Here is a 13335-nt window from a genome sequence, read left to right on the forward strand (position 1 = left end):
GTCAGTATTTTGTATCTCAGGAGACACCAATGAAAAATCCCTCAGATGCACGACACTTAATTTCCATTCTTCGGAACAATGCCTAATTTACATGACTTTGAGCCTTAACTGAACCGTATTGGGTTCTAGTGGATGAACTTGCTCATACTAACGTTCCTGGTTCTCAACGAGAAAAGCGCTATCAGAACGTGGAAGTAATTTTGTCTGCTGGAATTGATGTTTATTCCACTGTCAATATTCAGCATTTAGAAAGTTTAAATGACCTAGTGGCAAGAATTACAGGTGTGGTGGTGCGAGAGCGTATTCCTGATTATGTACTTGATGAAGCTGATGCTGTGGTTGTCATTGATGTTACTCCAGAAACTCTAGAAGAGCGCTTACAAGAAGGAAAAATTTATGCTCCTGAAAAAATCGAGCAATCCCTGAAAAACTTCTTTCAGCGTCGTAATCTTATTGCTTTAAGGGAACTAGCATTAAGAGAAGTAGCAGATACAGTTGAGGAAGAAGGAAACACTTCCAGCTTAGTAGGACAAACTTGCAATGTTCACGAACGAGTTTTAGTATGTGTATCTACTTACCCTGATTCAGTGCAGTTGCTACGTCGAGGCGCACGCATTGCCAATTATATGAATGCGCGATTGTATACTGTGTTCGTAGGACATCCCGAACGTTTCCTCACCAAAGAAGAAAGTTTACATATCGATATATGCGAGAAATTATGTCGAGAGTTTAGTGGCGAATTTTTACACTTCAAGAGCCAAAATATCGCCAAGAAAATTGCTCAAGTTGCAATAGATTATCATATTACTCAAATTATCATTGGTGAGAGCCAGCAGTCTTCATGGAGACGATGGCTCAAAGGTTCCTTCACACAAAGATTGATGGAGCTAATTAGGCATCAAAAAATAGATTTACATATTATCGCTACCGAGAAATGAGTTAATCACTACATCTACAGACTAAAAGTATTATAAATATTTAGCAAGTAATGCTAATGTACTATAAAATTGATAATATAGTATTTTATTAAGCACCAGTTAGCCTAACTTTCTAATGGTTCACTCTGCTTCCAAGTGAGAAAGATAGTTCACGTAGATATGGATGCCTTCTACGCATCGGTGGAACAGCGGGACAACCCTAGCTACCGAGGCAAACCGTTAGTAGTCGGTGGCAGCCCGAATCAGCGAGGCGTAGTTGCAGCAGCCAGTTATGAAGCTCGTAAGTTTGGCATTCACTCAGCAATGCCTTCAATAACTGCGATCGCAAAATGCCCTGGACTTATCTTTGTCAGACCGGGATTCGACGTTTACCGAGAGATTTCTGCTGCAATCCACGCTATCTTCAAACGCTACAGTGATTTAGTGGAAGGGGTAGCGCTAGATGAAGCATACCTGTATGTTACTGAGAACAAGCAGAATATCACCTACGCCTCTACTATCGCAAGACACATCAAAACTGCAATTTTCCAGGAAACTCAGTTGACGGCAACTGCGGGTGTGTCGATTAACAAGTTTCTTGCAAAAATGGCATCAGGTCAAAATAAGCCCAACGGACTAACGGTGATTTTGCCAGAGGATGCGATCGCCTTTGTAGAACAGCTGCCGATTGAGAAATTTCATGGGATTGGAGAAGTTACGGGGGCTAAAATGCACTCGCTCGGCATTGATACTGGCGCAGATTTGAAACAGCGATCGCTGATTGAGCTAACACACCACTTTGGTAAAGCAGGTCATTATTACTACAAGATTGCCAGAGCAGAAGATGACCGTCCAGTTGAAGCAAATCGAGTTCGTAAGTCCATTGGTGCAGAAAACTCGTTTGCACAGGACTTAAGCGATGTCGGTCAGATTTTGCAAGAACTCGAACAGATTGCCCAAATCGTCGAGCAACGGTTAGAGCAGCACGAAACACGGGGGCGCACATTAACTCTGAAAGTCAAGTTTTCTGACTATCAGCAACTAACCCGCAGCAAGACAATCCTTGCTCCTATCAGTGAATTGGATACGATTTTTGAAATAGCCAAAACACTGTTTTTATCAATTGACTTGCAGAATCGCAGTATTAGGTTGCTGGGCATTTCCTTGTCCAATTTGGATAACGCCAAACAAACCCAAGTAATTCAATTGCCACTATTTCAAAATGCAGGCATTATATTTTAGCTTACACTTGTGTGTCTGAACTATCTCCCAATTCTTGTTGTAATTGGGATAGTTGATTTTTTAATGCTTCACCAGCGTGAATATGGCTGAATTCTTCCACTCTACAAGCGATGCCTGCGGCGGGCTACGTCTACGCTAATGATCAGGGACTGATAAACTGGAACTTTGGCGCGGTTGACGGGTCTTTTTCCCCCTGGGAAAGGAGGAGGTGAAGACGTAGCCTATGGAGTTTCAGCTTCCTGCCAAAGTTTGTGTAAAAATAACTCAGTGTGATGGCTCATGGTGGTGAAAAACACACCTACAGCATCCTTAGAACTATCTAATAGCCAAGAACCTCGCAGGGTAACTTCCATATATTCGGCATCGCAGGCACAAAGGGTGACGATTTCTGTGTCATCTCTTTTGACCTCAGCCTTAAGCACTTCTAGTCCTGGTAAATCAGCAGGAAGCAAAAAGGAGGCGGTGCTAGGTTGAATTGATAAACTTTGCCCAACTCGCAGTCCCAAAATCACTCGCTGGGCCACCCATTCTTCTAGCGACAGAGTAAGACATTCTAAATAAAAGCTGCTTTGAGTGTAAGTTAATTTCAGCATTTCTTATCCTCTCCTGTTATTTCAAGCTTGCTTACATATCTATCCGAAGCTGTTCGGCAAAAGAAATCGCGGGGTGGATTGGTACTTTTGGCTTTGTACACAGTTGCATACCAGCTTCAAACAGGGTATGTAAACGCATTGGCGTAGCGTCTCCAAGAGTTGCGGCTTGTCGCCAAACATAGTTTTTATGAGAGTTACATCTCTGACAAGCTGTGACTACCTTATAAAGAACCATCGCTTCAAGTTTTCGGGGAAGCGGGGGTTAGAATTAACCGAAAAGTTTTCTTGTTAAATCAGGTACTAATTTATTAAACACATAATATTTGATACATAACAATCCCCCATCAGGATATTTATTATTAATAAATATTGGTTGTTTAAGAATTATCTGTTATTAACAGTTAAGGCAACATCAAATAAGCTTTATATAACAATTTAATTGCTTAATCCTAAATTGTAAAGGTGGAATTATGGCAATTTATATCAGCAGAGGTAAAGATGGAGATTGTGTTCAGCAAATTTTGGGCGTTTATATAAGGGATTCAGAAATAAGCTTTATTTAGAATGTTCAAGCGTTTCTTGCTGGGTTATTACCAAAGAGCGAATTAACTCCCGAATCACATCAGTTGCTGGTCTACCTGTGCTTACACAATATTTTTCAAGTTTCTCGCTTTCGCTAGAAGTGAGATTTATTGTGAGTCGTTTGACAGCCCATTTTTTGTTCATGAGTTGCTATATTAACCAAATTTAATGAATTATCTAGACTAGACTTTTTGCAAAAGTGGGGAAAAAGGGAAGGGGGAAAGGAATAAGAAAAAACCTTTACCCTTTACCCTTTACCCTTTACCCTTTACCCTCCTTTTGCAAAAGTAACTTTTGCAAGAGGTTTAAATGCCTTGTGCAATACTTAACAAATATATAGATATTAACCACCGCATACTTGCCTAAAACTATTTTTAACACAACCTATTCAGGGTATTTAGTTGTAATCCAAAATTCCACTGATAAATTACTAATATGAACTTTAGAACATTTGAAATTAGCTTGTATCTCTTGTAGATATTATTAAGCAAAGTGCAATCTGAACCAGTGTAGTAACGGAATTATAATCAGTAAGTATTGCCAATTGAATTTACTAAATGTTGTCTTCATATAATTGCATCAAATATTTATCTGCTCTTTACCCAAAGGTGAAACTGGTTAAGTACTCTAGATATAGACATGAATTCAATCACTATATTTAGCTCTATAAATTAACGAAACCTTAAGCAAGAAGCGAAAATTTTCGGTTCTTGCTTAAGGTTTAATAATTTTAAGCAAGTGCTTGTGAGCATGAATGCTCTTTCATGGCGTAATGGGTGTTGAGGAGATACCCAGTAACCAACCATCCGTAATATCCAAGTTGGTCGCTCATAAGAGTCAACTATCTTGACTCCAGATGCACCAAAGGCTGCACTTACCACTTCAAACAGAGAGAAAGTTCGCTTGGTTGTGGCTTGAGTATCTACTTTCTGGAGATATCGTAAGCATTTATACTTAAAAACTTATGGCTCTCATTTCCGATCCGTTTGATGTTGAGTATGTACAATACTCTGTATTTAATTTTAACGGCTAGATTTTACCGGCGATCACATATAGCTAAATAGAAAAGACTTATATAAGTAATCGCACATAATTATTTACACATGAGGATCTAGCGTGGATAGGAGGTTTATGCTTAATTTTGTGTAATTAATTTTGTTTAGCTACTTACTATTGACTAAAGTATTTAAAGCTGTGATGCTGTTGTCCTCGGTGTTGCTGTAGTCACGTCAGATGTGATAAAATTTTGGTGTTACTGTTGGACTCCTAGCACGGCTGTTGAAGAGATATGGCTATCGCCGTGATTGGCTTCGCCGATGCCAAAGGCAATCGCAGACTTGACTTAATCCCCGCTCGTTTCCATTAATTCGCCTTCAAATTGTTATTGGAGGGATGCCGTCTACCAAGCCACCATCTTCAGAAATTCCTGAAAATTTCCCTTTAGGAATTGCAGGCAAATAAATAGTACCATTGAAATATTTTTTGCTGTAATCGTAGTCGTATTCTTTTTAAAATAAAAATATTGTCTACAAAGTGGCATAATAAAATTAGCAAATCAGTCGATGTTTACGCGTTTAACTATTGTCTAAATGCTTTAGTGAAAGTTTCTACAAATTTAATCCATCTTCTTTTTTTGTTGGAATCATAATCAGTATTAAGTATTCCAATTCTGTAGTTTTTCTTAATAAGTGTGCCACTCTCCTCTTGTGGGAACCCAATAGTTGTTGGCTCTGGCGATCGCACTTTGTACGCTTCTACGACTTGTTTAGCTAGTTTGCATGAGATATTGACACTACCTAATTTAGCCCTGCCGTTATTTGCATAATAATGCCAAAATATGCCTGGGTAAACCATATTTTTTTCGCACATAAAAGAGGTTGTTTCAAACATTTTAGCGATATGATAATCACGCCTTTGAGTATTGTAAAAATAAGCATTTACATTTTTGTCGGCAACACTAAGAAAAGCTTCTCCCTCGTCAAAAATAATTGAAGTTTGTATTTCTGAGTTATCCGTTTGTCTTGATGCAGAAGTTTCTAGAAACCTGTTTGCTATTGTGGGAGGAATTCCATCATTAATTAAGCTTGTCGCAGTGGCAGCACCTCCAGCTTCTCCTTGGGACCATTGCAAGTAAGCGTAGTCACCAATAACTTTTGTCTTGTAAAAATTTACTTTTATTCGTGATTGGTTGGGAATTAATAATTTTTTTAAAACTGCTGCTTGAACCTGCTGTTCAACAGTACTTGCTTTAGTCATTTGAGCGAACACTCCCTCAACCGACGATAAAATCGGGGCAGCTACTAACAGTGTGAATACTGCACAATTAACAAAGAGTGAATTTTTCATAATTTGTTACAGAGACTTTGTATGAAGATAGTCTTTTCCTGTACAAGCGGAATTGGTAATTACTCTTAAAATTGAAACTTCGCAGATAATCCTCAAGTAAATTTACTGATAAAACAATGGTTTCTTTAGAAAAGCTGGCACGACCAAAAGCACAGCTATTGAAAGATGAATCCATAAGCCTGGATAGCGGTTAAATTAGCAGGAATTTTGCACTTCTGCGATCGCTTTGCGCCATTGCACCCTTAAGTACTCTATCTACCTGGTTGCTCTCAGCGAGCTGCCACTAAACGTACCGTCAGCCTTGCTTTCCCAACGAAACCCAACCGCCAACCCCGGCAACCGCCCCCGATAGAATTCCTGCTGTAACCCCGACAAAACCGCCAGCACCCTAAGCTCCGACCAGTCCCCCAAATCTTCGCCGTGCAGAGATACTTGGTAGTAGCCGCAAGCTAGGCGATCGCAAGAAGGGGGCGGGTATGCCATCGCACACAATTGCCCCTGTGTGGGTTATTCGAGGTGTTGAAGGTATATCGCAGGGTGACAAATGTAAACCATTGGTTTACACGCATCTCGCTGGGTTACATCGTGGGTGCTGTTGATACTTGCGCTTAAATCTTGTGTGACGGCAGTTTCAATATGTTTCGTTATTTCTGCATAAAACACAATACTCTAGCTGAAGAATATTACATATCGAACTTCTATATAAACCAGGGAACAACATTTTAAAAGTCCCCTATTTTCTTTCTTGTAATTATAAATTATGTTCTATCCCGCGTTGAGCAAGCAAGTAATGGTTAAATCTGATTATGTTAGAAAATGCTGAGGCTGCAAAATTATCAGACCAAAGAATAGAGGTAGATATTATCTTTAAAGGATTAACAATACTTGTAGTTGATGATGACAATAATCATCTGAGTTTAATAAGGTATTTACTTTGTAGATATGGAATTAATGTAATGTTGGCAGATAATGCCTCGTTAGCATTTGAACTAATTCAACAAAACAGAGTGGATCTTTTAATTTCTGACATTGCGATGCCGACAAAAGACGGGTATTGGTTAATACAGCAAGTTAGGTCGCTACCACTCTCACCAGCTAGAGAAATTCCGGCAATTGCTTTAAGTGGTGTTTCTAAAGGAGAGTCCTATGAAAAAGCGCTTGCATCAGGGTTTCAAACTTATATTCAAAAACCTTCAAACCCTACCTACTTAATGGAAGAAGTAGCGAAATTACTATAGCTGGCTGTAAAAATCGTCAAAAGCTTTAATAACTACTGTTAGACATAGCCCCACTAGGCATCGTAATGGTTGAAATATTACCCTTGAGGGTACTACTGGAGGTAATCCATGACTGCAAGTAGTTGAATATTCATGTTGAGCAGTAACCACTTAAAATATAGAAGTAAAAATCAGTTTAGTGTTATTTAATAAAGTCTAATAGTTATTCTTTTTCTAAAAAATATTAAGAAATCAGTATATTACTTAATCTATGAGTATAGATTTACTAGAGTTTTTCCAGCGAACAGACCCCAGCCGGACTTTACAGGTCAATAAGGCTTAGATAAAAAGTACTACATTGATTTCTCTTCAGTCAGGGGTGGCGATATTATTGGCAAGCTGAAGCAGAAAATCACATTCTTCAAAGCGAATGAACCGACCTGCACTCTGTTCACTGGTCATATTGGCTGTGGAAAATCGACAGAGCTAGTAAGGCTACAGGTGGAATTAGAAGATTCAGGTTATCACGTAGTATATTTTGAGTCGAGTGAAGACTTAGAAATGACGGACGTGGACATTGCAGATGTGCTGCTAGCGATCGCCCACCGTGTAAGCCAAAGCCTAGAAAAAATCACGCTCTCTGAACCGAACAGATTCTACGAACTGCTGCAAGGGGCATTGAGGGCGTTGGACTCTGAAGTAACGGGATTTAAAGTAAAAACACCAGCAGGCGATATTGGCTTGTCTACTGAAAAGGAGAAATTCTCCCTAGCGCTGGGAATCGGGGAAATCACAGCGAAGACGAAAAGTAACCCAATGCTGCGGGAGAAACTGAATCAATACCTGGGGCCACAGAAGACCAGATTGCTGGAAGCGATTAATCGAGAACTGTTAGAGCCGGCGATCGCCAAACTGAAGCAGCAGGGGAAAAAGGGACTGGTGGTGATTGTAGATAACTTAGACCGCATAGACAACCGGATCAAGCCGTGGGGTCGTCCGCAACAGGAATATATGTTCGTGGATCAGGGGGAGTTTTTGACAAAGCTCAACTGCCATTTGGTTTTTACAATGCCCCTGGCGCTGAAATTCTCCAATGATTATGGAACGCTGACCCAAAGATTCCCGGAAGATCCAAAAGTACTGCCGATGGTTCCAGTGCAATGGCCAGACGGAAGCGTACATCTTGAGGGGCTGGCGCTGATGCAGCAGATGGTGTTAGCAAGGGCATTTCCTGATTTGCGACCAGATGAGCGGTTAAACTACATTACTGAAATCTTCGACAATGTAGAAACGCTAGAGCGCTTATGCAGAGCGAGTGGTGGTCATGTGCGAGATTTGCTCAGATTGCTGAATACTTGGATACAGGAGGAAATGACACTTCCGCTCTCTCGTAATACCCTGGAGCAAGTGATTCGCTCTCGACGTAATGAGATGACGATGCCGATTTCAGATTCGGAGTGGGAATTACTGCGTTATGTTAAACAAAGAAAAAAAGTCAATGATGATCAAGGATACCAAAAGCTGATCCGTAGTAGATTTGTGTTTGAATACCGAGATGGAGGTGAATCTTGGTTTGATTTAAACCCAATATTGGCAGAGGCAACGGAGTTAACTAATTGATTCTCTTTCCCCTTTTACCTTTACCCCTTCCCCTATTTTATGGATACACAGCGCCAATCAGATGAACCCATAGACAACGAGCGATCGCTACAGCAGCTAGCTTGGACACTTCTTGCTTCTGTGGGGAAGTTTAAGCTGATTTGGGCGCGGTGTAATTACAGTGATTTACGGACTCGCTTGATAGAAAGGTTAAGCGAAATCTGTAAAATTAAGATTCAAGTACTGCAACTTAAACAATCAGAAAGAACGCTATTTACTGCAATCCGCGAAGAACTACAGCCAGATGCTCAAGCTCTAATGATTGTGGGCTGGGAATCATTGCAAGATTTACCGCAGATGTTGACAAGTGCTAATCAGGTACGCGAAGAATTTCGCAAAAACTTGTCTATTCCCGTAGTGGTATGGATTAGTGAAGAAATCCACCACACGATTATGGAAATTGCCCCTGACCTGGAAAGCTGGGGAACTAGCAGAAGTTTTGCGATCGCACAGCCTGATTTAAGTGAGTTTATTCAACAACTGGCTGATGAATATTTTGATAGGAAGTTAAATATAAATGATTACTCTATACTAGAGTTAGAATTAGAGGCAGCACAGAAAGAATTACGGTGCAATGATCAGGAAACAGAAGCTAATTTAGCCTCTGTACTAGGTTTTGTAAAACAAGTTAATAATAAAATAGCTGATGCTTTACAGTTTTACCAAAAAGCAAGAGTGCTATGGCAACAACTGAATAATGTCGAAAGACAGGGCAAGATTCTCGGTGAGATAGCTTACTGTTATTATCTCAAAGCATTTAAAATCAAAGATACTGCTCATCCAGACTGGCAGGCTACTTGGCAGTATACGCAAGAATACATTACATTTCTCAACGAAGCTAATAGTCAAGAATTAACTGCTAATTCTATTGCTAAGTTTGGTAATATCTTGCGTGATTTAAAGGAGTGGGAGCAACTCAAATATTTAGCACAACAAGCTTTAGAAGTACACCAAGCTAACAATCAGCCGATAGAATTGGCGAAAGATTACGGGTTTTTAGCCCAGGTTGCGCTGGCTCAGTCGCACTGGAGCGAAGCTAAAGAGTTGGCGCAAAAAGCTTTAAATATTTTACTAGTAATTTCTGGCGCAGAAGTAACAGAGAGTTTAGGGGTAGTGTCTGACAGGGCAGAAAAACCAACTATTCCATACGATTTAAGCCTGTATTACTTTATTTTGGCGCAGGCTGAATATGAATTAGGCTCACCCCAGCAGGCAATTGTCAACCTAGAAGTTGCAAGAGATGGTAGCAGTCCTATAAAGAATTTACAGCTTCACTTGGATATTCTCAGTTACTTGCAGCGTCTCTACTTTGATAAAAAAGAATATCTCAAAGCATACAATACAAAACAGCAGCAGAGGTCTGTTGAACAGCAGTTTGGTTTACGGGCGTTTATCGGTGCAGGTCGATTACAGTCAACAAAGGTTGCTCAAATTGGGGCTACCAAAACTGAAACTCAAGAAAGCATTGCTCCTGAAATCGCTGCATCAGGTCGGTTACTAGATATTGAACGATTAATTGAACGCCTGGGACGGCATGATCACAAGCTGATAGTCATTCATGGACAGTCAGGGGTTGGTAAAAGTTCATTAGTAAATGCGGGATTAGTCCCAGCTTTAAAAAATAAAAGCGTAGGTATTCAAGACTATCTACCTGTATTAATGCGAGTTTACACTAATTGGGTAGAAGAATTAGGAAAGCTAATGCGGGAGGTATTAGAACAGAAAGGTAGAGCTAAGAATGAAGAATCTTTAGAACTTGAAGTTGTTAGTTCAGAGTTTCAAAGTTCCGCTTTAATTGCCCAATTGCGCGACAATGAACAGCACAATCTCAGAACAGTGCTGATTTTTGACCAGTTTGAAGAGTTTTTCTTTGTTTATACTAAGCTGCATCAAAGACAGCATTTTTTTGAATTTCTGGGAGAATGCTTAAATATTCTGTCAGTGAAAGTAATTTTGTCATTGCGAGTGGATTACCTGCATTATTTACTGGAATGTAATCGCTTGTCTAGTATGACAATTATTGGTAACGATCTTCTTAGCAACAATATTCTTTATGAGCTAGGTAATTTTTCACTTGATGATACAAAGTCGATCATCCAGCGTTTGACCGAGACTACTAGTTTTCAATTAGAACAAGCTTTAATTCAGCAACTGGTACAAGATTTAGCTGGTGAGCTAGGCGAGGTACGTCCAATTGAATTGCAGATAGTGGGATCGCAACTACAAACAGAAAACATAGCAACTCTGGCAGAATATCAGCAGCGTGGTACGAAAGAAGAACTGGTTAAACGCTATTTGGCTGAAGTCGTTGATGATTGTGGTGTCGAAAATAAACAAGCCGCAGATTTTTTGTTGTATTTGCTTACCGATGAAAAAGGAACTCGCCCTCTGAAGACTCGTGCAGAATTAGAACGAGAATTGCAAGTATTGACAGCAGAATTAGCTACAGGTAGCACTAATTTAGATTTGGTGTTAGAGATTTTAGTCAAATCTGGTTTGGTGATTTTGCTTCCAAAGAATCCTGCTGACCGTTATCAGCTAGTGCATGATTACATCGCCTTATTGATTCGCCAGCAGCAGGAGCCGAAGCTCCAGGAGTTGATGGCTCAACTAGAACAAGAAAAGCAGCAAAGAAAGCTCAGTGAAGAACAAAGGAAACTTGGTGAAGTCAAACTTAATAGTTTTTTGAAACGCGCTCTGTTTGGTTCAGTTGTAGCTGGAGTAGTCTTAGCTGTGCTGGCAGTGACAGCGTGGATTCAAGGAAATCTTGCCCAAGAACAGAAAAAACTTGCTCAAGAACAAAGAAATCTTGCCCAAAGCAGCGAAATTAAAGCACTAGCTAATTCTAGTGAAGCACTTTTCCTTTCAGAGCAGTATTTTGATGCTTTAACACAAGCTTTAAAGGCAGGGGGAAATCTTAAGAATATAGAAGCCTCAAAATCAAATAATATCAGGATGGAGACAATTGTAGCGCTACGGGAGGCGAGCTACTTACAATTAGGCGAAAATCAATTTAGAGAACGTAACCGTTTAGAGGGGCATAGTGATTATGTCACAAGTGTAAGTTTTAGTCCGGATAACCAGATCATCGCCACTGCAAGTGGTGACGGTACAGTAAAACTGTGGGATAGGAGTAGCAAGGTACTCAAAACACTCAATGGGCATAGTGGTGCAGTCTTTGATGTAAGTTTCAGTCCGGATAACCAGACCATCGCCACTGCAAGTTCTGACGGCACAGTAAAACTGTGGGATAAGAGTGGCAAGGTACTTAAAACACTCTATGGACATAGCAGTTGGGTCTATAGTGTAAGTTTCAGTCCGGATAACCAGACCATTGCCACTGCAAGTGATGACAAGACAGTAGAGCTGTGGAATAGGAGTGGTAAAGAACTTAAAATACTCAAGGGGCATAGCGGTGGAGTCACAAGTGTAAGTTTCAGTCCAGATAACCCGATAATTTTTTCAGTTTGCAATGAAACAATTGGCTGGTAGTAAATCCGAAATTCCTGGCGTTCAATAGCACGTCGCAAGTCTGTCTCTAACTGCAACAGCTTTGTGCTTTCAATGTACATAGCTGTATCAAATATTTTGTAACCTGCCCCGCCCAAAGCCTTAGCGCGATACATTGCAATATCAGCGTTGCGTAGGAGGTTCTCTACTTGGTGATCACCTGTTGTACTAAGGGCAATACCAATGCTGACAGTAGAAAACACCTCATGCCTGCTTAAATGGAAAGGTATTGCCAATTGCTGTTGCAGCCGCTCGGCAATGTCAATAACATCTTTAATTCCCTGAATCTCCTCTAACAAGATGGCAAACTCATCTCCTCCCAGGCGAGCTAAAATATCTCCAGAGCGTAGCCCAGTTTGAAGCCGATGAGCTAAGGCAACCAGTAATTGATCTCCTATAGTATGCCCAAGACTATCATTAACAACCTTAAAGCGATCTAAATCCAAGAATAGAACAGCAAATAAATTACCAGATTTAGGACGCTCGACTGTTTGCTTTAGACGCTCCATAAATTGCATCCGGTTCGGTAAACCTGTTAATGCATCATGAAAAGCAATATTGACTAATTGCGCCTGTGCCGAATGGCGCTCTTTGATCTCTTGTTTGAGGAGCATATTAGATTTTAATAGCTCGGCAGTTCGTTCCTCAACCCGGATTTCTAACTGCTCATAAGCTTTTCGTAATGCTTCCTGATTCCGCTGGCGCTGGGCAATTTGAGCTAAATGCTCTGTTTGAAGTTGCTGTTGGTGCCTAATTTTTTCAATGTAGTTATCAAAGAAATCAGCTAAACTTGGCTCTGATTCTAATAATTTACTTAATTGCTTAATAACTCGCTTATCTGCTTTATAAGAAACTTCGGGGTGAGCTTCTATCCACAGATGACACATTTTTATATAACTTATAAACGTAATTAAGTGCTGGTAATTTACAAGCCCAAGCAGGCGACGCAGATGGGAGCGACAATCCTTACCCTGTTCTGGCTCCAGGAAAATGAATATTGAACAGTATAGTAAACTTCTTTCGAGTGCCTCACTCAAATCTGATAGGTTTATCAATTGGCTAGGTGAGCAGGCAAGTATATATAGGTATGCATCGATGTCGGTTGCCGTTGGCGGAGGCGATTCAAGCAAATTTAATATCTGCTGTGCTTCTACCCTCATCTTCTTATTATGCGACTTCCGTGCCGATTAGCTTACAATCTACTTTTTCAAAAAATTAAACCGATTATTTACCCCTTGGGTGTAGACTTACGAGCCTATCAGCTGTTAT

8 protein-coding genes and 3 pseudogenes are annotated in these 13335 nt (G+C 40.3%); 5 read left to right on the forward strand and 6 right to left on the reverse strand.

Annotation, left to right across the window (positions count from 1 at the left end):
* Nucleotides 1-113: 113 nt before the first annotated feature.
* Together H6G97_RS35140 and dinB are read left to right on the forward strand one after the other, a co-directional pair.
* Nucleotides 114-938 (forward strand): annotated as a pseudogene (locus H6G97_RS35140) (sensor histidine kinase KdpD); the annotation flags it as partial.
* Between the two features lie 135 nt (nt 939-1073).
* Nucleotides 1074-2159 (forward strand): DNA polymerase IV, encoded by a 1086-nt coding sequence (gene dinB / locus H6G97_RS35145; protein WP_190945072.1) that lies wholly within the window; start codon nt 1074-1076, stop codon nt 2157-2159.
* Between the two features lie 221 nt (nt 2160-2380).
* On the opposite strand, the gene H6G97_RS35150 is transcribed toward dinB, so the two are convergent.
* The 5 genes from H6G97_RS35150 to H6G97_RS35170 all read right to left on the reverse strand — a co-directional run bounded on the left by H6G97_RS35150 (nt 2381) and on the right by H6G97_RS35170 (nt 6163).
* The gene (locus H6G97_RS35150) at nt 2381-2752 is read right to left on the reverse strand and encodes an alr0857 family protein (protein ID WP_190945074.1); all 372 of its coding nucleotides are present in this window, start codon (nt 2750-2752) and stop codon (nt 2381-2383) included.
* 31 nt (nt 2753-2783) lie between these two features.
* On the reverse strand, nt 2784-2987 hold the full coding sequence (locus tag H6G97_RS53410; protein WP_242055692.1) for a hypothetical protein: 204 nt from the start codon (nt 2985-2987) through the stop codon (nt 2784-2786).
* A gap of 320 nt (nt 2988-3307) precedes the next feature.
* Nucleotides 3308-3478 carry a ribbon-helix-helix domain-containing protein gene (locus H6G97_RS35160; protein ID WP_190945076.1) on the reverse strand — a complete coding sequence of 57 codons (171 nt, stop codon included), beginning with the start codon at nt 3476-3478 and terminating at the stop codon, nt 3308-3310.
* 1434 nt (nt 3479-4912) lie between these two features.
* The gene (locus tag H6G97_RS35165) at nt 4913-5590 is read right to left on the reverse strand and encodes a hypothetical protein (RefSeq protein WP_190945078.1); all 678 of its coding nucleotides are present in this window, start codon (nt 5588-5590) and stop codon (nt 4913-4915) included.
* Between the two features lie 345 nt (nt 5591-5935).
* A complete protein-coding gene (locus tag H6G97_RS35170) occupies nt 5936-6163 on the reverse strand; it encodes a hypothetical protein (protein ID WP_190945084.1) in 228 nt (75 codons plus the stop codon).
* Between the two features lie 323 nt (nt 6164-6486).
* Between H6G97_RS35170 and H6G97_RS35175 the strand changes: the two genes are divergently transcribed.
* The 3 genes and pseudogenes from H6G97_RS35175 to H6G97_RS35185 all read left to right on the forward strand — a co-directional run bounded on the left by H6G97_RS35175 (nt 6487) and on the right by H6G97_RS35185 (nt 12048).
* Nucleotides 6487-6918 (forward strand): response regulator, encoded by a 432-nt coding sequence (locus H6G97_RS35175; protein ID WP_190945080.1) that lies wholly within the window; start codon nt 6487-6489, stop codon nt 6916-6918.
* Between the two features lie 250 nt (nt 6919-7168).
* Nucleotides 7169-8517, forward strand: a pseudogene (locus H6G97_RS35180) (ATP-binding protein).
* Nucleotides 8518-8556: 39 nt separating this feature from the next.
* On the forward strand, nt 8557-12048 hold the full coding sequence (locus H6G97_RS35185; protein WP_190945083.1) for an NACHT and WD repeat domain-containing protein: 3492 nt from the start codon (nt 8557-8559) through the stop codon (nt 12046-12048).
* 110 nt (nt 12049-12158) lie between these two features.
* On the opposite strand, the pseudogene H6G97_RS55555 reads toward H6G97_RS35185, so the two are convergent.
* Nucleotides 12159-13226, reverse strand: a pseudogene (locus tag H6G97_RS55555) (diguanylate cyclase domain-containing protein); the annotation flags it as partial.
* Nucleotides 13227-13335 lie beyond the last annotated feature (109 nt).

Source organism: Nostoc flagelliforme FACHB-838 (genome assembly GCF_014698065.1).
Lineage (GTDB): Bacteria > Cyanobacteriota > Cyanobacteriia > Cyanobacteriales > Nostocaceae > Nostoc > Nostoc flagelliforme_B.

Bases quoted from the DNA above. Each gene is read 5' to 3' on its own strand.
- H6G97_RS35150 (WP_190945074.1), bottom strand. From the start codon at position 2,752: ATGCTGAAATTAACTTACACTCAAAGCAGCTTTTATTTAGAATGTCTT.
- H6G97_RS53410 (WP_242055692.1), bottom strand. From the start codon at position 2,987: ATGGTTCTTTATAAGGTAGTCACAGCTTGTCAGAGATGTAACTCTCAT.
- H6G97_RS35160 (WP_190945076.1), bottom strand. From the start codon at position 3,478: ATGAACAAAAAATGGGCTGTCAAACGACTCACAATAAATCTCACTTCT.
- H6G97_RS35165 (WP_190945078.1), bottom strand. From the start codon at position 5,590: ATGACTAAAGCAAGTACTGTTGAACAGCAGGTTCAAGCAGCAGTTTTA.
- H6G97_RS35170 (WP_190945084.1), bottom strand. From the start codon at position 6,163: ATGGCATACCCGCCCCCTTCTTGCGATCGCCTAGCTTGCGGCTACTAC.
- H6G97_RS35175 (WP_190945080.1), top strand. From the start codon at position 6,487: ATGTTAGAAAATGCTGAGGCTGCAAAATTATCAGACCAAAGAATAGAG.
- H6G97_RS35185 (WP_190945083.1), top strand. From the start codon at position 8,557: ATGGATACACAGCGCCAATCAGATGAACCCATAGACAACGAGCGATCG.